This is a genomic window from Cohaesibacter marisflavi, from assembly GCF_963665895.2.
Lineage (GTDB): Bacteria > Pseudomonadota > Alphaproteobacteria > Rhizobiales > Cohaesibacteraceae > Cohaesibacter > Cohaesibacter marisflavi.
In genome coordinates this window covers 4,326,130-4,349,965 of the sequence record NZ_OY762534.1, presented here as the reverse complement: position 1 = coordinate 4,349,965, position 23,836 = coordinate 4,326,130, and the positions used below count along the sequence as shown (strand labels likewise).

Sequence of the window (23,836 nt, the reverse complement as noted above, 5' to 3'; positions counted from 1 at the left end):
GAAAATGGTCAAGCAAACCGCGACGAACCCCGCAGATCTGGGCGCAATCGAGGCGCGTCAGCTGATCGCTCGCAAGGCCCTTTCTCCGGTTGAACTCGCCAATGCCTGCATCGAGCGGGTCGAAGCTGTAGACCATGCCGTCAACGCGCTGGTCGCACGCCGCTTCGAAGCCCTCTCAGATGAAGCCAAGGCCGCCGAGCAGGCCGTCATGGATGGTGAACCGCTTGGAGCCCTGCATGGCCTGCCTTTCGGCGTAAAGGACATGATCGATGTGAAGGGCCTGCCGACCACCTTCGGCTCTGAGGCTTTCAAGGACAATATCGCAACGCGGGATGACCCAATCGTTGCCGCCATGCGCAAGGCCGGCGCCATGCCCATGGGCAAGACCAACAACCCCGAATGGAGCGCAGGCGGCAACACCCGCAACCGGGTTTATGGCGTCACCGCCAACCCCCACGACCTCACCCGCACCTGCGCTGGCTCTTCAGGCGGGTCTGCCGTCAGCCTTGCCTGCGGCTATGCTCCCTTGGCAACCGGCTCGGACACGGGCGGCTCCCTGCGCAATCCGGCGGCTTTCTGCGGCATTGTCGGCTACCGCCCCAGCCCGGGCGTTGTCCCCGGCGATAGCCGCGCCGCAGCCCTCATTCCGATGCCAACCTCGGGCCCCATGGGCCGCACGGTTGCCGATACGGCCCTGATGCTCTCCGTTCTGGCACGTCCCGATCGCAAAGATCCCTACACCATCATCACCGATGGCAAGACCCCGTGGGATCCGGAAAGCTTTGCCAATCTGCCGCGCGCAGATCTCTCTTCGCTCAACATTGCGGTGACCGAAGACTATGATTTCGCCCCGACGGAAAGCATCGTCCGCGATCATTTCCGAACGATAATGCCACAACTGGCCCCCTTCTTTGGCACGATCGAACAGACAAGCCCCAAATGCACGGACGCAGATCGCATATTTTCTGTGCTGCGCGGTGTTCAATTCTTGGGCATTCATGCAACTTTAGTAGACACCAAACCCGAATTGGTCGGCCCGAATGTCACCGAGAATGTGAAAGAGGGCCGCAGCTATTCCGCCGAAGATGTCGCCCAAGCCATGTTCGCCCAGAGCCGTTACTATCGCGACTGGCAGAAATTCTTTGAAAATCACGACTATCTGATTTCACCGGCCGTAACCATCAGCCCGCGCCCGTGGCGGGAGCTATATCCGGCTGAAATCGACGGAAAGCCCACAAAGAGCTATTATCATTGGCTGGCCATGGCCTATGCGTCGACCATCCCCGGCCACCCATCCATCACAATTCCCTGCGGCTTTGACGCCAACAACATGCCCTTCGGCCTACAGATTGTCGGGCGCCGCCACGATGATCTGGGTGTCCTTGCGGTCGCCAACGAGCTGGAAGCGATCATCGCGTCCATTTCGGATCTCGCACCAAAAGGCCCGGATCTTGCATTGCTCAAATCGGCAGCGCCAATCAGCCAAGCCGAGGGGTTTTTGAGTTTCGAATAACACCGTCTGAATCCTCCCGACTAAAGACCAAATAACCTCCCAAGGACTACACTATGGCCAATCTACCCTTCTCCAAAGTCCGCCGCTCCGGCTCCACCGTCTATCTGTCCGGTGAAATCGGCTTCAATGCGGATGGCTCCCTGCCCGAGGGCATCGAAGCGCAGACCAAAAACTGCCTCGAAGGCATCAAGAAGACACTGGAAGGCGAAGGCCTTTCCCTCTCCAATGTGATCTCCTGCACATGCTATCTGACCGACCGCGCTGATTTTGCTGCCTTCAACGCTGTTTATGCGACCTTCTTCTCCGATCCTCTCCCTGTTCGCACCACAATTGGCTGCGAACTTATGGTGGATGCGAAAGTGGAAATCACAGTCATTGCCGAAGCCTGAGGCTTCACCCTTTGAAAGAACAAGAAAATGTCAGAGATAATCGTTCTGGGCGCAGGTATGGTTGGCGTCAGTACGGCCCTCGCCCTGCAAGAGCGCGGACACGCAGTCACCCTTCTGGATCGCTCCAACCCGGGCCTTGAAACAAGTTACGGCAACGCTGGCCTGATCCAGCGCGAAGCCGCAGAACCATACCACATCCCGCATAGTCTGGTGACCCTGTTCCTTTATGGTATCGGGCGCACCAACGACATTGTCTATCACTGGAAAGACATGCCGAACATCATGCCGTCGCTGTGGACCTATTTCGTCAATTCTGGCGAAACCCAACATCGACGCATTTCCAAGATCTTCGAACAGATGACCGTCAAATGCACCGATGACCACCAGCCACTCATCGAGGCATCCGGAACCGAACGTCTGATCGAACGCAAGGGCTTTTTCAAGCTGTGCCGCAACAAGCGCGCCTATGATGACCAGTCCATCGATGCCGAGCGCATTGCCTCCATGTATGATGTACCTCTGCGCATGGTCGATGGAAAGGAACTGCGTCAGCTAGAACCGGCCCTCAAGATCGATGTTGCCGGCGCTGTGCACTGGACCGACACATGGGCCTGCTCCGATCCGGGCGCTCTCACCTCGGCCTATGCAGATCTGTTCATCAAGCGCGGCGGTTCCTTCGTCAAGGGCGACGCCATGACATTGAAACAGACGGAGACTGGCTGGGAAGTGCAAAGCGATGACGGTCCGGTTACCGGCAGTGATGTCGTGGTGGCTCTCGGCCCGTGGGCTCCGGATCTGCTCGGCCCGTTCGGCTACAAGATCAAGATGGTCTACAAGCGCGGCTATCACGCCCATTTCAAAATGGATACCCCGCTGAGCCGTCCGATTCAGGATTACGCCAATGGCTGCGTATTCTCGCCCATGGACAAGGGCATGCGCATCGCGACCGGCGCCGAGTTGGTCAACCGCAAAGACCCGGCCAATCCCAAGCAGCTCATGCATGGCCTCAAGAGCGCACGCGAGCTGATGGATGTGGGTGAAATGGTGGAAGACGAACCATGGTTCGGCAATCGTCCCTGTATGCCCGACATGCTGCCCATTGTCGGTCCGGCTCAGAAGCACAAGGGCCTCTGGTTCCATTTCGGCCACGGCCATCAGGGCTTTACCCAAGGCCCAACGACAGCAAAGCTCCTCGTCGATGTCATGGAAGGGAAGACAAGCACCCTGTCGGATGCTCTATCCCCCGAAAACCGGCCAGTCATCTCGGCACGGTAACACAAAATACAGCGGCCCACATTGTGGGCCGCAGCGCACCAACGCAGGACTGAGATAGCAAGAAAGGGCATTTCGCGGGGGACAAGACCACCAGATCGTCATCGCCCTCTCAATTAGCTCCGGACGCGCCATTGCCCATCCTCAAGATTGACGATAAATAAAAAGCAGACCAGATGCTGCTTGGATTTGATGCAGTCGACCACTGCGCGGCACCCCAGCTTTCACGTTTGAAGGACAAACAGTGCTATCAACCCTGCTTGACAGTATTTTCCGCTCGGCGACACGCAAAGAAGTCACCTACGCCTCTCCGTCCATCGATATTTGTGAGGAGCAGGCCGTTGCCAGCATTCTGGGAGAGCGCCCTGCCTTCTGCCTGCCTTTCCAGCCCATGAATGCCAAGACCTATGTCGGTTGGGGGCAAAAGTCCGGACGTCACGCAAGGCGCATGGCCAAGAAGCGCAACGCGCAGATGCTGCTGCTCGAAGACGGCTTCCTGCGCTCTCATGATCGCAACGATCCACCACTGGCGATCTCCCTTGATGATCTGGGCATCTATTATGATGCCTATGCTCCATCCAGACTTGAAAAGCTGATCCCCACAGAGCTGACGCCGGATGAAGAGCGCCGCATTGCCTCCATCCTGTCGCGCTGGAGAGAGCTTCGTCTTTCCAAATATAATGCCGGTGCGGAATATGACGGCGAGCTGCCGGAAGATTATGTTCTCGTGATTGATCAGGTGCGCAATGACGCATCAATCCATTTCGGCATGGCCGATGCAAACACATTCCAGACCATGCTGGCGGCCGCACGCACGGAGAATCCGGGCCGTGAGATTGTTGTAAAAATGCATCCAGATATCTATACAAGGTCAAAATCTGGCCATTTTGATGCTAGTGAACTAGACAGACTGAAGAATATAAAGGTAGTTGCAGAAGGTTGCCTTCCTTCCCGGCTGATAGAGAATGCCGATAAGATATATACGGTAACGTCACAAATAGGCTTTGAAGCCTTGATATGGGAGAAACCGGTTAGATGCTTCGGCATGCCCTTCTATGCCGGATGGGGGCTAACAGAAGACTTTTTGGAGGCTCCGCAGCGTCGACAAACCACAACTTTGGCTCAATTAGCGATGGCAGCATTGGTCTTTTATCCACGCTACGTAGATTTGCGCGCCGGGCAGGCTTGCGAGATTGAAAGAGCTATTGACTATCTGGCGGAACTCAAGCAAAAAGCTTGAATTCGGTTTTATTTCGCGGAATTTGTTTTTTGTAAAAAGCGTTTATGTTGCGGGGTTTGTTCTTCGTTTTCCTAGGCTACGAGCTGTAAAGACAGTGAAAGACAATTGTAATAACGATGAGTGACAACTGGGTTGAAGTAATTGGGCGGGCTTGCCGCCTTCCTGGAGCCAATAGTGTATCTGAGTTCTGGGATTTACTGGTTTCGAATGAATGCAGCGTAGGGGAAATCGGACAGGACCGGTTTTCGACCTTCCGTTATTTGCATCCAAAATCGGGCCAGGCTGGCAAAACCTATACATTTCGCGCTGGCATTCTGGACGATGTCTGGGGCTTTGACCCTTCCGTCTTTTCCCTGTCCCCCCGTGAAGCAACGCAGATGGACCCGCAGCAGCGTTTGCTGCTGATGCTCGTTTGGGAAGCACTCGAAGAAGCCGGCCTGCCCATTTCCGAAGTGGCCGGTTCCAATATCGGCGTATTTGTCGGCAACTCAGGCAGCGATCACTCAAACCGTTTCTTTTTCGACCCGGCCAGCTCCGACAGCTTCATGATGACGGGTAACACCCTGTCGCTGGTTTCCAACCGCATTTCCTATGTTTACGATCTGCATGGCCCAAGTTTCACGGTCGATACGGCCTGTTCGTCGTCACTAGTGGCCCTTGATCTGGCACTAAAGCGCCTGCAGTCGGGCGAAATAGACACCGCCATCGTTGCGGGTGTCAACCTGCTGCTCTCGCCCTTCCCGTTTGTCGGTTTTGCTGCCGCATCCATGTTGTCGCCGCAGGGGCTTTGCCGCCCCTTTGATGAAGATGCCAATGGCTACGTGCGCGCAGAAGGGGCCGTTGCCCTCGTTCTGCAGCGCAAGGAAGTCTTTGATCCGAAACTACAAAAGAGCTTTGGTCGCATCGTTGCCTCGGGCATTAACTCCGATGGCCGCACCTCGGGCGTTGCCCTGCCGTCCATGGATTTCCAGTCGGCACTGCTCAAGCAACTCTATTCCGACATCGATCTGGACCCCAATGCACTCGCCTTCATTGAAGCCCATGGCACCGGCACCCGCGTCGGCGACCCGGCAGAAGCCTTCGCACTGGGCCAGGTTCTTGGCCAGAAGCGCGACAAGCCGCTGCCGATTGGCTCGGTCAAGTCCAATCTGGGCCATCTGGAGCCCGCTTCAGGTCTCGTCAGCGTTCTGAAATCGCTGCTGTCGCTTGAAAACAACCTGCTGCCCGCAAGCCTGCATATCGAAAATCCCAATCCGGATATCCCGTTCGAGGACCTCAATCTGGCCTTGAACAGCGAAGCCACGGTTCTGAAAAAGGGCAAGGACATCCGCTATGCCGGCATCAACAATTTCGGCTTCGGCGGCACCAACGCGCATGTTCTGGTCTCCGATACCAAGCCAGTACGCCCGGCAAAAGCCAAGCCTCTCGCAGCCTCGACCAAGTCGGGCGGCGAAACGACTGCCGAGCCAAGCACACCGACGCTCCTTGTTCTCTCTGCCAGGACCGAAGACGCTCTCAAGGCCCTCGCAACCAAGAGCGCTGAAGCGATTGCAGCTGATGATAGCGCAAGCCTTGCAGACTGGAGCAATAGCTTTGGCTGGCACCGCTCCCTTCTGGACGAACGCCTCAGCATTGTTGCCAAAAACAAAAGAGAGCTGACCGAAGCGCTTGAAGCCTTCGCGCAGGAGGAAAAGCATCCTGCGCTGATCCACGCTACCGCATCGCGTGCAACCAAGGCACCGGTCTTTGTCTATTCGGGCAATGGCGCCCAATTTGCTGGCATGGGGCTTGTAGCCTATGAGCAGAATGCCGCCTTTGCTGCGGCCTTTGACAAGGTCGACGCCTTCTTCCTGCCGCTTTCGGGCTGGTCCCTCAAAGACAAGCTGTTTGAAGATAATCTGAAAGAAGATCTCAAGCAGACCTCGGTCGCGCAGCCGTTGCTCTTTGCCGTACAGGTCGCCTTGACCGAAGCGCTGAAAGCATCCGGCATGACGGCCAGTGGCGTCATGGGCCACTCAGTTGGCGAGGTCGCTGCTGCCTGGGCCTGTGGCGCCCTTGATCTCAAGCAGGCTGTCGAGGTTATCTATTGGCGTTCACACCATCAGGAAGCAGTGGCAGGTACAGGCCGCATGGCCGTGATCAAGCTGTCAGTTGCAGAAACTCAGGCCCTGTTGTCCGCTGAAGGCTTTGACAAAGTCGAGATTTCCGCAATCAACACGGACAAGTCCCTGACGCTTTCGGGCGAAACCGAGGAGCTGGAAGCCTTCCTCAAGATCGCTCGCAAGAAGCGCCTTGCCGCCAAGATGCTGGATATCAACTATCCCTTCCACTCCAACGTGGTTGAGCCCATCAAGGATGGCCTGCTCAAGGATCTTGCCAGCATCAAGCCAGCCAAGGCAAAACTGCCATTCTATTCTGCTGTTACAGGCACCTGCCTCAAAGGCAAGGAAATGGATGGCCAATATTGGTGGCAGAATGTGCGTCAGCCGGTGCGCTTCCTCAGCGCTGTAGAAGCCGCCTTCGCCGACGACCAGACCCAGTTTCTCGAAATCGGTCCGCGCGCCATTCTCAAAGGCTACATCGCGGAAACAGCGCGCGATCGCGCCCAGACCATCATTGTCGCAGAAAGCCTGACGCAGAAGACAGGAAAAGACCTCGACCCTGTGCAACTGGCCATCGGCCGGGCCATTGCCAACGGCATGCTGTTTGACAAGAAAACCGTATTTGGTGCCAACAAGCCATGTTCCGTTGCGCTTCCCAGCTATCCATGGCAGCTCAAGCCCTTCAAGCTACGCCCAAGCAGCGAAGCCTTTGACATTTTCAACGACAAGGTCGTCCCGCACGCCCTGCTCGGACAGCAGATCCGTAATGAAGAACATGTCTGGTCTACCGAGCTGGACACGGCACAAATTCCGTATCTTGAGCACCACAAGGTAGATGGCAAGGTCATCCTGCCCGGAGCCGCCTTCGCTGAAATGGCGCTGGCTGCCGCGCAGATTGCCTTCCAAACCGACCGCGTCGAAATTCGCGACATGGATCTGTTGCAAGCCTTGCCGCTTGGAGAAGATCAGATTTCGTCCATTCTAACGCGCCTTGACACCACTTCGGGCGTGGTTGAGATTTCCAGCCGCGCGCGGTTGGTTGACGACGAATGGCAACTGCATGCAAAATGTCGCGTCGCCAAGATTCCGGGCGATGTCGGCGAAGACTGTTCTGACTATGAGCTCAGGGCACCCGATGCGACGCTCACATCATCTCCTGAAAAGATCGAAGCGCTCTACGCGAGTTCGCGTGAATTCGGGCTGGATTTCGGCCCGGCCTTCCAGCGCATGACCCATTGCGAACGCCATGGCGACGAGTATATCGAACTCGTCATCGCAGACCGCGACGCCTTCACCTCCAAGCGTGAAGAGTTGGCCGCCCCCTATGCGCTGCATCCGCTTGATTTCGACGCCTGCTTCCATGGCCTGAACACGCTTTATGAAAGTCTGGAAGAAGACGCCGAGAAAATGGCCTTCATTCCTGTTCGCTTCGGACGCCTGCGCATTCTGCAATCCGGCGTAGCCGTGCGATCAGCCCGCGTGCATGTGATCCGCTCCAACGCACGCGGCATCAAGGCCGATATCGACATGTTCGGCGACGATGGCTCTCTGGTGGCAACCTTAAGAGATGGCCGCTTCCGTGCATCCGCTCTTGTGCAGCGTCAAGGGCTGGACCGCCTGACCTATTTCTACGATTCCCTGAAGCTGTCATCTCCCGGCGTGGAAGCGCAAGGCGCTCCGATTGATGCGGCGGCACTTGCCAAAGCCCTCAAGGGTCTCTCCTTGCCAGATCGCAGCCCGATCGATGATGGCCAGATGCTGCTGCAGGCAGCCAGTCGTCGTGGTGCCTATGACATTCTTCGTCAGTTCGCAAATGACGATCTGACACTGTCCGAAGCCACCCTGCCACGTCTTACCGCACGGGACGATCTGGATGGTGAACATGCGGATGAAGATCTCAGAAGCCGCTCCATCCACCGCAAGCAGATTTTCGGTGCTCTGGTTTCCATCTGTGAGCAGTCCGGCCTGGTCAGCGCGTCTGAAGACGGTTTGACGCTGGCAGAGGACAGTGGCCTGCCCGAATTCAGCCAGATCCTGCAAATGCTTCTGAGCGAAAATCCGCTTTGGTCGGCAGATTGCGTCATGCTCAATCATGCGCTGATGCGCATGCCCGAGATGCTGCGCACCATGCAGCGAGACGCAGAAGACCATGGCCAGCCGCAGGATCTCTATTCGCACGATCTGTTCGAACAGCATTTGAGCTCCTCGCCTCTATCTGAAGCCCATGTGGAGCAGGTTACCGCATCCTTCAAAGCCGCTCTTGACCTGTGGCCGGAAGGGCGTCCGTTGCGCGTTCTGGAATTCGGCGTCGGCGGTGCCAAGCTGACCAAAGCCATTCTGCCGCTGCTGGAAGAGAACAAAGGCATTCTGGTTTCAGCCGACACCAACAAGCTGATCATTGACCGCCTGCGCATCCTGTTTGCCAACTCGATCCATTTCGAAGCCGTAGCACTGCGTTCTGATCTTGAAGCCCTTGAGCCGTTCGGCCCGTTTGATTTCGTCGTCTCGGCCAATGGCCTGCAGATGATGGATCAGGCATCTTCCATGTTGAATCCTCTGGCTGATTTACTCGCCAAGGATGGCTTCATGCTGATGAGCCTGTCGGATGCCAACGTCTATCAGGATCTTGTCTTCGGACCAGCCACGAGCTGGTTCGACCATTCCGTTGATCCTTCGTTCCCGGTTTCACGCTTTGGCGCTGCCAAGGATTGGAGCAACTGGCTGGATGAAGCTGGCTTTGGCTCCATCGACATGGCTCCTTTTGCCAGCGCGCAAGGCGAACCGGATCTTTCCGGCGCCTATCTTCTGACCGCAGCAAGCAAACCAGCTGCGAAGGCAGAGGAGACAACCGACATTCCGCTGCTCGACGCCGAGCACAGAACTGCCGTTCTACTGACAGATGGCAAAGACACAAAGGCTCAGGCCTTTGCTGAAGCGCTTACAAGTGGCGCTGCCGCTCCGGCTCTATCCTGCTTTGACGTCACAAACGCTGAAGAGTGGGAAAAGGCGACAGATCTCATTTGTGCCAGCCAGCCCGATGACAAACTGGATGTCATTTATACGCCAGGCAGTGCAACCACAGAAGAAGCCTCCGTGGATCGGCTTGCAGATCGCCTGTACAAGTTGGCCGATCTGGTGCGCACCACGTCTGACATCCCGATGCGCCTCTGGATCATCGCTCCGGGAGGCTATCCGGCTTCGGAAAATCGGAAAAGCGATCCGGTTCAAAGTGCTGTCTGGGCCTTTGGCCGCACGGTCAGCAACGAATATGACAACCATGACGTACGGTTGGTCGATTTCGCTGCTACGCTGACCGCCTCCGATCAGGCCGCCAGATTTGCAGACCTCATCGAAGAGCCGGGTGAAGAACGCGAAATTCTTCTTGAAGACAAAGCCCAGAGTGTCATTCGCGTAAGACGCGGCTGGCCGCAACCTGCAAAACAGGAAGAAGCCTTCGGCAAGGACGATGGCTGTCAGCTTTATCATCCGCGCACAGGTTCGTTCGATCGCCTGAAATGGATTCCGGCCAAACGCCGCAAACCGGACGAAGGCGAAGTGGAAATCGAAGTCGTGGCCGCTGGCCTCAACTTCCGCGACGTCATGTGGGCACAAGGGCTGTTGCCTGAGGAAGCGCTGGAAGACGGTTTTGCCGGTCCGACCCTCGGTTTTGAATGCTCCGGCCGCATCGTAGCAACGGGCAAGAGCGTTACGGATCTCAAGGTTGGAGATCCGGTGATGACGCTGGCCCCGGCCAGCTTTGCCTCTCACGTGACGGTCTCCGACAGTGCCGTTTCCAAATTGCCGGAAACGGTGGATCTGGTTGCCGCAGCGACCATGCCGGTGGCGTTCCTGACCAGCTATTATGCCCTGCATTATCTGGCCCGCCTTGAAGAAGGCGAATGGGTGCTCATCCACGGCGCAGCAGGGGCCGTTGGCCTTGCTGCATTGCAGATTGCCAAATGGCGTGGTGCCCGCATCATCGCCACCGCTGGCAATGATGAAAAACGCGACTTCCTCAGAATGCTTGGCGCAGATCATGTACTGGACACCCGCTCGCTTGATTTCGTCGATCAAGTGCGCGCCATCACACGCAAAGCCGATGGTCCAGATCAGGAAGGCGTCGATGTCGTCCTCAACTCGCTGTTTGGCGAAGCGATGGAACGCAGCATCGAGCTGGTGCGTCCATTCGGTCGCTTCCTCGAGCTGGGCAAGCGCGATTTCTATGGCAACACCCAGATTGGCCTGCGCCCGTTCCGCCGCAACATCAGCTACTTCGGCATTGATGCGGACCAACTGCTCAACAAGCAACCGGCACGCGCCAAACGGCTCTTTAACGAACTGGCTGACCTGATCGCCGAGGAACAATTCACGCAGCTGCCGTATCGCCTGTTTGACAGCGCAGATATCGTTGATGCGTTCCGCCTGATGCAGCGCTCTGGTCATATCGGCAAAATCGTCGTCAAGGCGCCGAAACCAATGGCCGACCCGGCTGATAAAGCGCCATTCAAAGTCAACTCCGAAGGCCATCACATTCTTGTCGGTGGTCTGGGCGGCTTCGGCATCGAGGTAGCCCGCTGGCTGGCTGATCAGGGCGCAAAATCTATCGTCCTCACCAGTCGCTCGGGCAAACTTTCCGATGCGGCATTGGCGCTTCAGACCAAATTGGCCGCAAGCGATTGCGCGCTGGTGGTCAAGCCATGCGATGTATCCGATCCTGCGGCGCTGGAGAGCCTGTTTGCCGAATTGCGCAAGGAGCGTCCAATCAGCGGTGTCATACATATGGCCGCTGTTCTTGATGACGTGCTGCTTGCCAATATGAGCGACGAGCAGATCGACAAGGTACTCGGGCCGAAGGTTCTTGGCGGCGACAATCTCGATATGGTCACGCGCAAGGATGATCTGGATTATTTCTGGCTCTTCTCGTCTGTCTCCGTCCTGATGGGCAACCCGGGGCAAGCAAACTACGTGGCAGCCAACAGCTACATGGATGGTCTGGCACGCAAACGTCAGCAGCAAGGCCTGCCCGCCCTTGCCATCGGCTGGGGTGCGATCACCGACGTGGGCATTCTGGAACGCGACAAGCAGACAGCAGAGATTTTGGCAAGAACCACGGGCGGCATCGAATTCAAGGCGCGGCAAGCCTTGGATCATCTCGCCAAACTGCTCGCACAGGTGCCTTCAGAAAGCCACTTGGCAACCATCACACTGGCTCCGATGAACTGGGCTTATGCGCATGAAAATCTGCCAATTCTGAAAACACCGGCCTATGAATTGCTCAAGAAGGAAGCGGCGCAATCTTCCAGAAGCGGCCAGCAGTCCCTTGATGTCAGCAGCCTGATCGACGGTCTTGATGACGTAGCGGCACGTGGTGAAATCGCCAAAATCCTTGCACAGGAAGTGGCGGATATCTTCCGCATGCCGGTTGAAGAGATCAACCTCAAACGCTCACTGACCGATCTGGGCATGGATAGCCTGATGGGTATGGAACTGCGCACAGCGGCACAACAGAAGCTCGATATTGAAATCCCAATGGGGGCCATTGCCGATGGCACAACCATTGAGGACATCGCAGCCAAGGTGCTTGAGCGTATTCGCGGCGATGCCGACAGTGGTCTATCCTTCACCGAGGAAACGCTGCTTCATCAGCATGTGAGCAGCGAAAGCGAAGCCACCACAGTTGCAACCAAGCTCAACGAAATGCGCAAGAGCGACATGTGATGTCGGCCCTTGCCTTTTCTTCTGGTAAACCGCTACCGTTATTCGTAGATTGATTATTATAGTCCGATCATGCGAATGATCCGGAAATCGAGGGGCATGCTTCCGCGCACCAGAAGATCCTATGATCTTTTGACCCGTTGTGCTGGAGGCCCACTCGGCAGAGGAATGAATGGAGCAATGAATGTCAAAGCAGCAATTTGATCGGGACGCGATCTTGAATTTGTCCCGGTCAATGGCCAAAGGTGCCGCGCCCAAACCTGCGCCGACCCGCGAATCCCGCACAAAGGCCGACCGCTCGAAGACTGACTTTGCGACCCTGGATCTTTATCAGCAGATCGCCATTCAGCGGCAAATGGCTGAAAAACTGCAAACGAAAGATCCCTATTTCGTCTTGCACGAAACACGCGCTGGCGCGACGACCATCGTGGATGGCAAGGAGCTGATCAACTTCGCTTCCTACGATTATCTGGGCCTCAATGGTCTGGATGAAGTGCATGACGCAGCCAAGGCCGCCATTGACAAGTTTGGCACTTCCGTATCTGGTTCACGCCCCACTTCGGGCGAACGCCCCTTCCATTCCGAACTTGAACGGCAATTGGCCGAGCTGTATAAAAGCGAAGCTGCGCTCGTGTTCGTCTCGGGACACGCGACCAACGTTTCCACCATCGGCGAGCTGCTCGGCCCTACCGATCTGGTGGTGTTCGATGCCTATAGCCACAATTCGGTGACAACCGGCTGCAAGCTTTCCGGCGCCACAAGACGCTCCTTCAAGCATAACGATCTTGATGATCTTGAACGCATTCTGGAAGAGACCCGCAACGCCCATGACCGCGTCATGATCATTGCCGAAGGCCTCTACTCGATGGATGGCGACATGCCGGATCTTGCCCGCCTCGTAGAAATCAAGGAGCGCTTTGCGGCGTGGCTTCTGGTCGATGAAGCCCACTCACTGGGCGTTTTGGGGGCAACTGGTAAGGGTCTGTTCGAACAGCAGGGCGTTGATCCCAGCAAGATCGACATCTGGATGGGCACCATGAGCAAGACCATGAGTGGTTGCGGAGGCTATATCTGCGGCAATCAGGTGCTGATCGATATCCTGAAATTCTTCGCGTCCGGCTTCATGTATAGCGTCGGTCTGTCTGCGCCACTGGCTGTAGCCGGGGCAAAGTCGCTCGAGATCATGCAGCGAGAACCATGGCGCGTTGAAAAACTACAGTCCAATGGTCGCTATTTCAAAAAGGCAGCGCAAGACGCCGGATTGGACACGGGGCTTAGCGCAGGATTCTGCGTCGTCCCGGTCATAGTTGGCGACAGCTTGCGCGCGGTCAAATTGAGCAACAACCTGATGGACCGAGGCATCTACGCCTTTCCCATCACCTATCCTGCGGTGCCCATGAACAGCGCCCGCCTGCGCTTCTTTATTAGCGCCACTCATAGCGAAGAACAATTGCAACAGGCTGTCGACATCACAGCTGAGGAATTACGCAAGCTGGAAGAGGCAAACTTCTCCATTGCCACCTCCCTGAGCACTCTTAATCTGGAAGAATGAGCATGCGCCCGCGCTCCATATTGATCACTGGAGCCAGTCGCGGACTGGGTGCGGCACTGGCGCACGCCTACGCCGCTGCGGGTGTTGATCTCATTTTGACCGCCCGTTCGGAGGAAGCCTTGGCGAGCGTCTGCTCGGATTGCCGGTCGTCTGGAGCCAAGGTCAGCTGCATCCCTCTGGATCTTACCAGCGAAGCCAGCATTGATGAGGCCTTGGCAGAGATCAAGCTCATCGGCCTGCCGGATCTGCTGATCGCCAATGCCGGGGTTTATTCCGGACGACAGGCAAACGGTATGCTCGAGCCACGAGCTGAACAAAACCAACAACTTAGCGTCAATCTGTTAGGAACCATCCAGTTTCTGGATCAATGCGCGCAAGGCATGAAGGACAGAGGCTCAGGCCATCTGGTTCTCATCAGTTCGCTCGCAGCCATCCAGCCGCAACCCGATAGCCCAGCCTATAGCGCAAGCAAAGCAGGCCTTGCCTTTTGGGGCCGATCGATGGCTGAAGATCTCGCCGACCATGGCGTGCAAATCAGCATTGTCTATCCCGGCCATATCGAAAGCCAGCAGACAGAGATGCAAGTTGGTTCCCTGCCCGGTTTGATGCCAGCCCCTCGCGCCGCAGAGATCATCCGCCAAGGCATCGACAAGAAACGTGCCCGGATCATTTTCCCAAGACATCTTTACTGGCTCATTCTGGTGAGCAACCTCCTTCCCGGTTGGCTAAGACGCCGGGTCAACAGACCTTTCCGCTATCACGTCGCACGTGATGACCGGCCCGAATAGGGAGAGCCTTTCATCGTGGCAAATCAGACCAGAGACTGGATGCAGCGACCGGCCGTGATTTACGGCGTCGGATTCTGGAACAGGAAATCCATGGCAGGCATGCTTGCTCCTCTGCCCGGAAAGCCACGCTTTATCCGCTCCTTCAAACGCGCCCTCAAAGCTGCCAAGGCTAGCAATGCCAGTTTGTTTGCCTGGGCCACCCGCCTCAGCCCGGAGCAGCGCGCAGCCTGCAACGCTGAGGGTGTCGCAATCGTGAATGTGGAAGACGGCTTTATCCGCTCCGTCGGGCTGGGCGCAGCCTTTACTCCGGCAGCATCTCTGATCATGGATGCAAGCGGCATCTATTACGATCCGTCCCATCCCAGCGATCTGGAAACTATGCTGGAACAGGATACAGTTAGCGCTGAAGAGCGCTTGCGAGGGCAGACCTTCCGCCAAAAAGTTGTCGATCTGGGCGTCTCAAAATACAACCTTGGCAACAAGGCATCTTTTAACCACTCCAAAAACGGGCGCCCCCCAACAGACGCCTTGCGCATTCTCGTCCCCGGTCAGGTCAGCGATGATGCCTCCATCCAGAAAAGCCGCAGTGACAGTCTGGCGCTCACCTCGGGCGAGAATCCAAACCTGCTACTGCTCAAATGGGTGCGCAGCCATCACCCCGATGCCCATATCACCTTCAAACCCCACCCCGACGTGACCAATGGCCTGCGCGATGGCAACCTCTCGGACGCGCAGATGTTGGCATATGCAGACGCGATAGAGCTTGATACCGACATCATCCAATTGATCGAACAGTGTGATTCTCTGCACACGATCAGCTCTCTGTCCGGTTTTGAGGCCTTGTTGCGCAACAAACATGTGGTCGTGCATGGCCTGCCTTTTTATGCCGGCTGGGGTATCAGCGAGGATAAAACCAGCTGCCTGCGCCGCACCACAAAGCGTTCCCTTGATGAACTCGTCTATCTGGCCATGATCAAGTATCCGCACTATGTTTCCCCCCTCACCTTCCAATATTGTGAGGCAGAAGAGACGGTCGATCAGCTTTCAAGGTTAAGGAATAATAAAGCCGGATCGGCTAAGGATGGAATAATGCTGCAAATTGCCAGGCTCGCCTTCAGACTTGGCCTCTGATAAAGACTGGGAGTTACTGCAGTAAAAGGCTTAATACCGTTGAAATTAAGCGTTATCAGTGATATCCAGATTGGCATTGATGAATATGTGTTTCAAACCAAACGTGGTGTTTGTGCAACTGTCGGTTCAAAAATGTTGCTAAACAGGATTAACTGATTGATTTAATTTATGCTATTTTTGTATCGTGGCTAAAGCATGATGCAAAAGCTGACGCGCAGATCTCATACGGGGGTGTTATTCCCGTTTGTTACCAACGAGTTATATACCCATGCTTAGAATTCTTCTTGCTCTGATAGTTTCTGCTTCTTTGGCTGGTTGCGTTTTTACGCCACGAGAAGGGCCCCTATCTGCTGAAATTGAGAAGCAAAGCACCCAGAATGACTATCTTGTGGTTGACGTCGATTCGAAAGTTGTCGATGGCTTAGCCCGTTTCAACCCCGTTGGTCTGCATAGCAAGTTCAAATCCACGAGCCATCGCCTGCCGATATCCACTGTTGGTACCGGTGACATCTTGGCTATCACCGTCTTTGAAGCTGATCAGGGTGGCCTCTTCACAGGCAGCTCAGGCAACCGGGCCGAATTCCCCAAAGTCGTCGTGGACAACAAGGGCGAGATCTCTCTGCCCTACTCTGGCACCATTAAGGTCAAGGGTAAGACCCCTCTGCAAATTCAGGATCTCGTAGTAGAGCGCCTGCAGGGCAAGGCTATTCAGCCTCAAGCCATGGTGAATGTCGTTCAAAACGAGAACAATGTCGTTACCCTCAGTGGTGACGTGACCAAGCCGGGCCTTTATCCCTTGTCATCCAAAGGCGTTCGTCTACTCGACGTCGTTGCGCAGGCTGGCGGCACCAAGTTCCCAGCTCGCGAAACCTATATCACGCTCATGCGCGGCTCCCGTCAGGGCGTCCAGCTGCTAGAAACAGTGATTGATCAGCCCGACGAGAATATCTATGTGTCACGCGGCGACCGGATCTATCTTTCCCATGATCCGCAACGTTACACCGTGCTCGGCGCCGTCCAGAAGCCATCTGTCTATACATTCGATTCATCAACGATCTCTGTATTGGAAGCCATTGCAGCAGCAGGTGGTCTGAATGACAACCGAGCCGATGCGACAGGTGTCTTTGTCTTCCGCTACGAAGACCCGAAAGTTCTTGATACTTTGAACATTGGCTACACCCATCAGGTCCGTGGCAAAGTTCCGACTATTTATCGTATTAACATGAAGCACGCACAGTCGTATTTTTATGCGCAATCCTTCCATCTGCAGGATAAGGATTCGGTATTCGTTTCAAATGCGCGTGCTGTCGAGATCGGCAAGATCCTGCAACTTATGAATCTTGCGACTTCATCTGTAAGAAACATAGCAACGACCGGAAATAAGGTTGAAGTTTTTAGCGACTAAGGTCACTTTAAACAATCAACGAACCTATAGTTAAATTTTTGACCTCATGGTGTTCGCGTGACCCAGGAATTGAAAAATCCTACCCAACAGGATGGAAAGAGAGTCTTTCTCTTTCTTCAGGGTCACCCCTCGTTCTTTGCCAGGAATGTAGCCAATCACCTTGAAGATCAAGGACACACAGCGCTTCGCATCAATTTCTGCCTTGGCGATGCCATTTTGTGGTGGGGAAGAAAATCTCACAACTTCCGCAAGCCCTTCTCGTCATGGGAACAGTATTTGCGGGGCTTCATCCAGACCCACGGCGTTACTGACATCATTTATTACGCAGACCGAAAGCCTTATCACCAAATAGCGGCAAAGGTTGCAGCGGATCTCGATATCCCGACCTACGCCTTCGAATTCGGTTATCTCCGCCCTGACTGGATCACTCTGGAAAGAGGCGGCATGTCGGCTTTTTCCCATTTCCCGACGGAACCCGAAAAGATCAGCGCAATTGCCAATCAGGCCGATGAGCCTGACTTTGAGCCGAAATATCCCTATACCAAGCCACGCGAGATCTTCTACGAGGTTACCTACAATCTGCTCAGTTATTTCCTGTGGTTCTTCTATCCTTTTTACAAAGCGGATCGGTATTACAATCCGCTGGTCGAATATATTTCAGGCATTCCCGGTCTCTTCCTTGAAAAGCGCCGACACATAGCCGCTCGCAAGCTGGTCACCCAACTCGGACGCAAAAGACGATCATTTTTCATCTTTTCTCTTCAGCTGCAAAGCGATTATCAGCTTCGTTCGAATGCGCCATTTTCTCATCAAAAGCGCGCAATCGAACAGGTCATTCGCTCGTTTGCGAGAACCTCTGACAAGAGCACAGACCTGATCCTGAAGGCGCATCCTCTGGACAATGGACTGGAACGCTGGGGCCCCTTCATCAAGAAAATTTCCAAGCAACTTGGCGTGTCCAAACGCGTACATTTTATTGTTGGCGGCAACCTGACATTCATGCTGAAACACGCCAAGGGCTGCGTCATGATCAACAGCACCGTTGGTCTGCATTCGGTCCGCTCCGGCTGTCCGGTCAAGGTTCTGGGCCATGCCATTTTCGATATTGAAGGCCTCACACATCAGGGAAGTCTGGACAGTTTCTGGACGCACCCGCAGTTGCCGAACGACGCTTTCGTCAGAGACTTTGTGAAAGCCGTTGCGGCCAGCATTCAGGTAAAGGGCAATTTCTTTACGACCAAGGGAAACAAGGCCGCAGTGCCCGCCTTTGCCAACAACCTCATCGAACGCAAAGTCAACGGCTTTGACGCCTTTGAAGAAATGCCCCCGAGACTGACGACGCTGGTAGCGAACGAGCCACCCCTTTATGCGCCCAAGCCCATTACAGTGGAAATCGACCCTGTCGAGCCCAAAGAGGTATCACCGGATCGATTGCCGGTGTTCGTGAACCCGCCAGCAGCGAAGGCAACCTGATAGTCTGGGTCATAGACGTCTCCAGGTCTCGCCCTCACGTCTCAAAGCCCCCTACCGCTTGCCTTGCATCTCGTTTGGTACAGTCGCTAAAACTTGGTCTTACACATGAGTCAGCCATCTTGGCCAAGATGACCCGCGCCAACGTCAGTCCAACACCCGTGAAGCATTAAGGCAGCATGAGCGCCCTAAATTATCCTTCACCTTGAGAAACCGGAGCCCCTCCCACCCCCCACTCGAGAAAGAGGGTCTCTGCAACAAGCGCCTCGCTAAACCTGCCATCATCACCTAGCAACGCAAAACGCCCCACTTCCGGTAAAAGAGATAACGTACAATATTTTTCGCACATTTGCTTTTGAGCCCGTTTCCTTCAAGATGCATGAAGGGAGATTTGAGGATGGCAGAAGATATGGACGATCGAGTGATGGACAATGTCATTTGGATAGATGAAGGACGCATCAAGGATCATCTGGGAGAGATGGTCAGGGGCACAGTTGAAGAAGCGCTCAACGCGATGCTTGATGCGGAGGCTGATCGGCTGTGTGGTGCTTGGGCGTTATGAACGCAAGGAAGGCCGCCAAGATACACGGGCAGGCAGTTATGAGCGATCACTTCATACCAAGGCAGGCGAAGTAAAGCTGAAGATGCCGAAACTGCGTCGCCAGACTTTTGAGACAGCCATTATAGAGCGCTATCAGCGCCGGGAAAGCAGTGTCGAAGAGGCCTTGATTGAGATGTATCTGGCGGGTGTTTCCGTTCGCAGGGTTGAAGATATCACCGAGGCCCTGTGGGGCACTCGGGTATCGCCAGGCACGGTTTCGAACCTGAACAAGAAGATCTACGTCAAGATCGAAGAATGGCGCCAGCGGCCCATTGAGGGAGAACATCCCTATCTTCACCTGGACGGGATCGTGATGAAGCGGACATGGGCGGGGGAGGTTCGTAATGTCTCGCTGCTGGTGGCTAGTGCAGTCAACAAGGAAGGCTATCGGGAGATATTGGGCATCTGTGAGGGTGCCAAGGAAGACAAGTCCGGCTGGTCCTCATTCCTTCGTCATCTGGTTGACCGGGGCCTGAAGGGCGTTCAACTGGTCATCTCGGATGCTTGCCGTGGGCTTGTCGAGAGCATTGCAGATTATCTTCCTGATGCTCGCTGGCAGCGCTGTATGGTGCATTTCTATCGCAACGTATTCAGTCACGTTCCTTCGGACAAAATGCGGGAAGTGACACACATGCTTAAGGCCATTCATGCGCAAGAAAGCCGCAAGGCCGCCCAAGAGAAGGCTGGCGCGGTCGTCGCAGAGCTTCGTGCAAAACGCATGGTCCGAGCCGCAGAATTGATTGAGGAAAGTATCGGGGAGACACTCACCTACTATGCCTTCCCGGATAGTCATTGGCGCAAGATGCGCACCAACAATCAGCTCGAGCGGATCATGAAGGAGATCAGACGCCGCACGCGTGTGGTGGGAGCATTTCCAGACGGGCAGTCATGCCTGAACCTGGCTGCGGCCAGGCTCAGGCATATCGCAGCCAGCAAGTGGTCAACGCGAAAATACATGAACATGGAACCGCTCTTCGCAGAGCAAAATCAATCACAGGGAGCCGTGGCCTGAAAACCAAAGTGCGAAAAATCTTTGACACTACCGTAAAAGAAGCAGGGCGTTGATTTAATTATGATGCAGATCTTGCTGTCACAGCAAGGTGCCTACATCGGATGATGTCATCTAGGCATGCTCGCGCATCACGGCAAGTGACACCGAAACCATGAAATAAACCATCAGAGCGATAATTGCGCCGGTCAGAATATTATACCCTCTCCGCGGATAGAGAGACGCTTCTGGCATGGTTGGGGCAGACACGATGGTCAAAAACCGCATACGTCGTGCAGTTTCCAACTGAGCGGCTTCAAGCGCCTCCAAATGTGATTTATAGCGCAGCGTCTTATATTCGATCCTGAGATTGATATCCCTGAATTCAGAATCAATTTCACTGAGGGTACGCCCCGAGCCACCTGCCAGACGCTCATTTTCCTTTTCAATCTGGTGCTTGAGCGCTTCACTCTCGGCCCTTAGCCTGATCAGGGTAGGTGAATTCTCACCAAGTGTCCCCTGACGAGAGGTAATTTCCGCCTGCTTGGCAGCCAATTGCTGCTCAAGGCTGGAAATGGTTCCAGCAATGGTTTGCGAAGCAATTTCGGTTGAGAAGATTTTGTTCTTCTGTTGGAATTCCTGCAGAACCTTCTTCTCCTGCATCAACTCTTCTTCCGATTGCTGCACCACACCTTCAAAGAAAAGCAACTGCGAACGGGACACCTTCTCGTTCAGATTATCAATAAACTTCTGGGAGTGGTACAGAATGCGATCAAGAACTTTCTGCGAATAGGCAGGATCGAAGGTTTGAACGGAAATTTCCAGCAGCTTGGCTTCTTCATCCAGAGTGGCCGTAACCATCTCGTTATAATATTCAAGCGCGTATTCCCGTTCTGTATCTTTTGTCAAACGAGAAAAGAAGTCTGCGTCCGAAGAGGCAAAATGGTCCAGAAGCCCCAAATCATCATTCAACTTATCAAGTAGCGTTGGGCTTTCGATAAAGGCTTTCAAAACCAGAATATCGCGATCAGACGCAGTTGAAGATGTGAGCCCCAGCATCGAAAGATCCAGCGGACTGCTTTCGGATTTCGCTTCAGTTATATAAATGGATGCCAAACTCTCATACCGGTCGGTCGCAATCAGTCCCTGATAAATGGCCACAATGACTATGGGCAATATGAGAACGAAAAGAAACAGATATAGCGACAGATTCAGAGCGGGCAATTTGCTCTTAATATCATTGATCATCTTTGGCTCCGATATGTGGCTTTAGGCGCTCTGGTGTTCCGGTCTGGTCTGGGCCCGGTCCATGCGGCCCTTCTCCATTTTTGATATTGGCATTGGGACGGTTCTGTCCACGCGGCAAGCCTGCCTGAGGGCCATGCTCTGCGGTTTCATGCGCGCGGGATACGCCAGGCGGCTTCATTCCGGCGTTCGGGCCTTGTTTCCGACTTGCAGGGGGCCCGTCACTTCGCCCCGTCGCCGCATTCGGACCAGCGCCCTGATTCTTACCAGCGTTAGGCCCCGCTCCGGGTTTCTGATTGAAACGAGGCCCGCCGCCTTGTGCCATTCTGGCTTTCGGACCACCAGCTTGCTGCCTATCCGCATGCGGCCCATTGCCTTGCTTCATTGCCGCCTTCACACCAGTGGCCTGTTTGTTGGCTGCATTTGGTCCGTTGCCTCTCGCCTCACCAGCATTCGGCCCCGCACCAGAGTTCTGATTGACAAGAGGCCCGCCGCCTTGTGCCATTCTGGCCTTCGGGCCACCAGCTTGCAGCCTGTTTGCCTGCGGCCCACCGCCTTGCTTCATCGCCGCATTCGGGCCTGCTCCCTGATTCTTACTGGCGTTGGGCCCAACACCTCTCTTAACACCGGCATTCGGCCCGTTCCCGGCTTGTTTCTTGCGCGCAAGAGGTCCTTTTTTGGGGTGCATTCTCTTCTGATTGGGCCGTTTTTTCGGCGCCGAAGACTCCGACCCGATATTTCGCTCATAGACCTCGATAGCCTCTTCGATCGAGTCATACATGACCGCGCTGCCCTTGTTCAGCACAAGCCCCATATTGCATTCATTGCGCAATTCTCTGAGGCTATGAGATACCTTGATAAAGGAAGCAACAGCACGCTTGTCTTTGAAAACCTTGGCACTTTTCTCCTTGAAATTCTTGTCCCCAACAGCGGTCAGCTCATCAATGATATAGCAATCAAAGGTAAAAGCCATCGCGATGGCAAAATTGAGCCTTGCGCGCATCCCAGAAGAGTAGGTTCGCACGGGCATTTCGTAATAATCACCGATTTCCGCAAAGTCTTTTACTTCATCGATAATCGCATCCATGTCTCTGCGCCGAACACCCTGTAATCGGCAAGCAAAACGAGCATTCTCTCGCCCCGTCAAAGACCCTTGCATCGAGTTGGCTAAGCCCATTGGCCAGGATATGGAGCCTGTCCGGCGGATCGTTCCGGTATTGGGCATGTCAACACCGGCCAGAAGCCGCATCAACGTAGACTTACCGGTGCCGTTTGGCCCCAACACGCCCACCTGTGCTCCGTCAGGAATGACCAAGGAGACATCCTTGAGAACATAGTGCCGCCCATTGGGCGTCGGGTAATATTTTGAAACCTCGAACAGTTCGATCATGATTGCAGCAACTTGAAACGATACTTGAAGTAAAGAGCATAACCGATCCCCAGACCGATCACAGCCCATTCAAGCGGGTAAGACAAATCTGAATCCGCAAACAAAGGTACGCCCAGAGCGCCTGCCCGGAAACCGTTCGTCAGATGGATAATGGGATTATATGCAAGAACTGTCTGGATATTTGCAGGCAGATCAAGAATCGAAAAGATAACGCCGGAGATAATCATGAGCGGACTCGTCACAATCCCAACAACCTTGAATATATTCTCATTGAGCGTCCCCAGTACAGCCAGCGGAGTTGCGATTCCCATGGCAAACAACATCGAAATCAGAATAACTTCAACACACAATAACGGGTCGGGGAAATCCGGCACAGCGCCAAACAGCCACCAGACCAGCAAAATCAAGAGGACACTTGCCCATGCATGCATAAACATGGCGGTAATGAAACGCGCCAATATCGTATCCAGAGGTTTCACCTGAGGGTAATTGAGCAAAGCCATATTCGCTTGAATGGCATGCGCCAGATAGCCAAACCCGTTTCGGACCGTATTGAAAACAATAAAACCGCAGCCAACAAAGAGGGTCACGTGAACACCTCGAATACTGGTTCGGCCAGAGGCCCACCAGACCGCGGTAATGATGCTCATTCCGACAATCGGTTCAAAAAGCGACCAGAACAGACCAATCCGACTCTTTCCCAGACGGATTTTATATTCCTTGAAGACAAGCGCCCAGATAGCGGAAACCTGCTTTTGAAAACCGCGCTTATACAGATAGAATTCGCTTTTATTGTCTAAGCCTTTGGATTTCAACTTAACATTCTTCAAACCCGCTCTCCATGATCACGCATGCCGATAAGTAAAGTCTGAGACGATCGAAATGGTGGCTTCAGGGACGTGATTGCATAAAGTCCCGGATATAGATGATATTATAGTCTATTTGAGGTAAAATTTTGTCTCACCCGAAGCAATGATTCCATATAGTTAAAGTGTCGTCTCACACAGCTCACGCAACGTCAAGGGGTTCAACGCG

At 54.6% G+C, this 23,836-nt stretch carries 13 protein-coding genes and 1 pseudogene; 11 read left to right on the top strand and 3 right to left on the bottom strand.

Annotated features, from left to right (window positions below):
• Positions 1-4 precede the first annotated feature (4 nt).
• The 11 genes and pseudogenes from ACKPCT_RS20320 to ACKPCT_RS20270 all read left to right on the top strand — a co-directional run bounded on the left by ACKPCT_RS20320 (position 5) and on the right by ACKPCT_RS20270 (position 20,190).
• Positions 5-1,513, top strand: a complete 1,509-nt coding sequence (locus ACKPCT_RS20320; protein ID WP_319567813.1) for an amidase — start codon at positions 5-7, stop codon at positions 1,511-1,513.
• A gap of 53 nt (positions 1,514-1,566) precedes the next feature.
• Positions 1,567-1,902: a RidA family protein gene (locus ACKPCT_RS20315; protein WP_090074099.1), complete on the top strand. Its 336-nt coding sequence runs from the start codon at positions 1,567-1,569 to the stop codon at positions 1,900-1,902.
• Positions 1,903-1,929: 27 nt separating this feature from the next.
• On the top strand, positions 1,930-3,177 hold the full coding sequence (locus ACKPCT_RS20310; RefSeq protein ID WP_319567812.1) for an NAD(P)/FAD-dependent oxidoreductase: 1,248 nt from the start codon (positions 1,930-1,932) through the stop codon (positions 3,175-3,177).
• Positions 3,178-3,418: 241 nt separating this feature from the next.
• Entirely contained in the window at positions 3,419-4,414 is a 996-nt protein-coding gene (locus ACKPCT_RS20305) for a capsular polysaccharide export protein, LipB/KpsS family (RefSeq protein WP_319567811.1), read from the top strand.
• A 116-nt stretch (positions 4,415-4,530) separates the two neighbouring features.
• Positions 4,531-12,234, top strand: coding sequence for an SDR family oxidoreductase (locus ACKPCT_RS20300; RefSeq protein ID WP_319567810.1), 7,704 nt, complete (start codon positions 4,531-4,533; stop codon positions 12,232-12,234).
• Between the two features lie 181 nt (positions 12,235-12,415).
• Positions 12,416-13,783: an aminotransferase class I/II-fold pyridoxal phosphate-dependent enzyme gene (locus ACKPCT_RS20295; RefSeq protein WP_319567809.1), complete on the top strand. Its 1,368-nt coding sequence runs from the start codon at positions 12,416-12,418 to the stop codon at positions 13,781-13,783.
• Positions 13,784-13,785: 2 nt separating this feature from the next.
• Entirely contained in the window at positions 13,786-14,571 is a 786-nt protein-coding gene (locus ACKPCT_RS20290; protein ID WP_319567808.1) for an SDR family NAD(P)-dependent oxidoreductase, read from the top strand.
• Between the two features lie 15 nt (positions 14,572-14,586).
• Positions 14,587-15,702 (top strand): capsular polysaccharide export protein, LipB/KpsS family, encoded by a 1,116-nt coding sequence (locus ACKPCT_RS20285; RefSeq protein ID WP_319567807.1) that lies wholly within the window; start codon positions 14,587-14,589, stop codon positions 15,700-15,702.
• Positions 15,703-15,970: 268 nt separating this feature from the next.
• Complete coding sequence (locus ACKPCT_RS20280) at positions 15,971-17,107, top strand: SLBB domain-containing protein (RefSeq protein ID WP_090074110.1); 1,137 nt, start codon at positions 15,971-15,973, stop codon at positions 17,105-17,107.
• Positions 17,108-17,383: 276 nt separating this feature from the next.
• Positions 17,384-18,580, top strand: a complete 1,197-nt coding sequence (locus ACKPCT_RS20275) for a capsular biosynthesis protein (protein WP_175528120.1) — start codon at positions 17,384-17,386, stop codon at positions 18,578-18,580.
• A 418-nt stretch (positions 18,581-18,998) separates the two neighbouring features.
• A pseudogene (locus ACKPCT_RS20270) lies at positions 18,999-20,190 on the top strand (IS256 family transposase).
• A 111-nt stretch (positions 20,191-20,301) separates the two neighbouring features.
• Here ACKPCT_RS20270 and ACKPCT_RS20265 read toward each other — a convergent pair.
• From ACKPCT_RS20265 to ACKPCT_RS20255, 3 genes are read right to left on the bottom strand one after another with little or no spacing between them, the layout of a single operon-like run.
• The gene (locus ACKPCT_RS20265) at positions 20,302-21,414 is read right to left on the bottom strand and encodes a hypothetical protein (RefSeq protein ID WP_090074114.1); all 1,113 of its coding nucleotides are present in this window, start codon (positions 21,412-21,414) and stop codon (positions 20,302-20,304) included.
• On the bottom strand, positions 21,404-22,801 hold the full coding sequence (locus ACKPCT_RS20260; protein ID WP_319567806.1) for an ATP-binding cassette domain-containing protein: 1,398 nt from the start codon (positions 22,799-22,801) through the stop codon (positions 21,404-21,406). The genes ACKPCT_RS20265 and ACKPCT_RS20260 overlap by 11 nt, the downstream gene beginning before the upstream one ends.
• Positions 22,798-23,631: an ABC transporter permease gene (locus tag ACKPCT_RS20255; RefSeq protein WP_090074117.1), complete on the bottom strand. Its 834-nt coding sequence runs from the start codon at positions 23,629-23,631 to the stop codon at positions 22,798-22,800. Before ACKPCT_RS20255 ends, ACKPCT_RS20260 begins: the two co-directional genes overlap by 4 nt.
• Between the last annotated feature and the right edge of the window lie 205 nt (positions 23,632-23,836).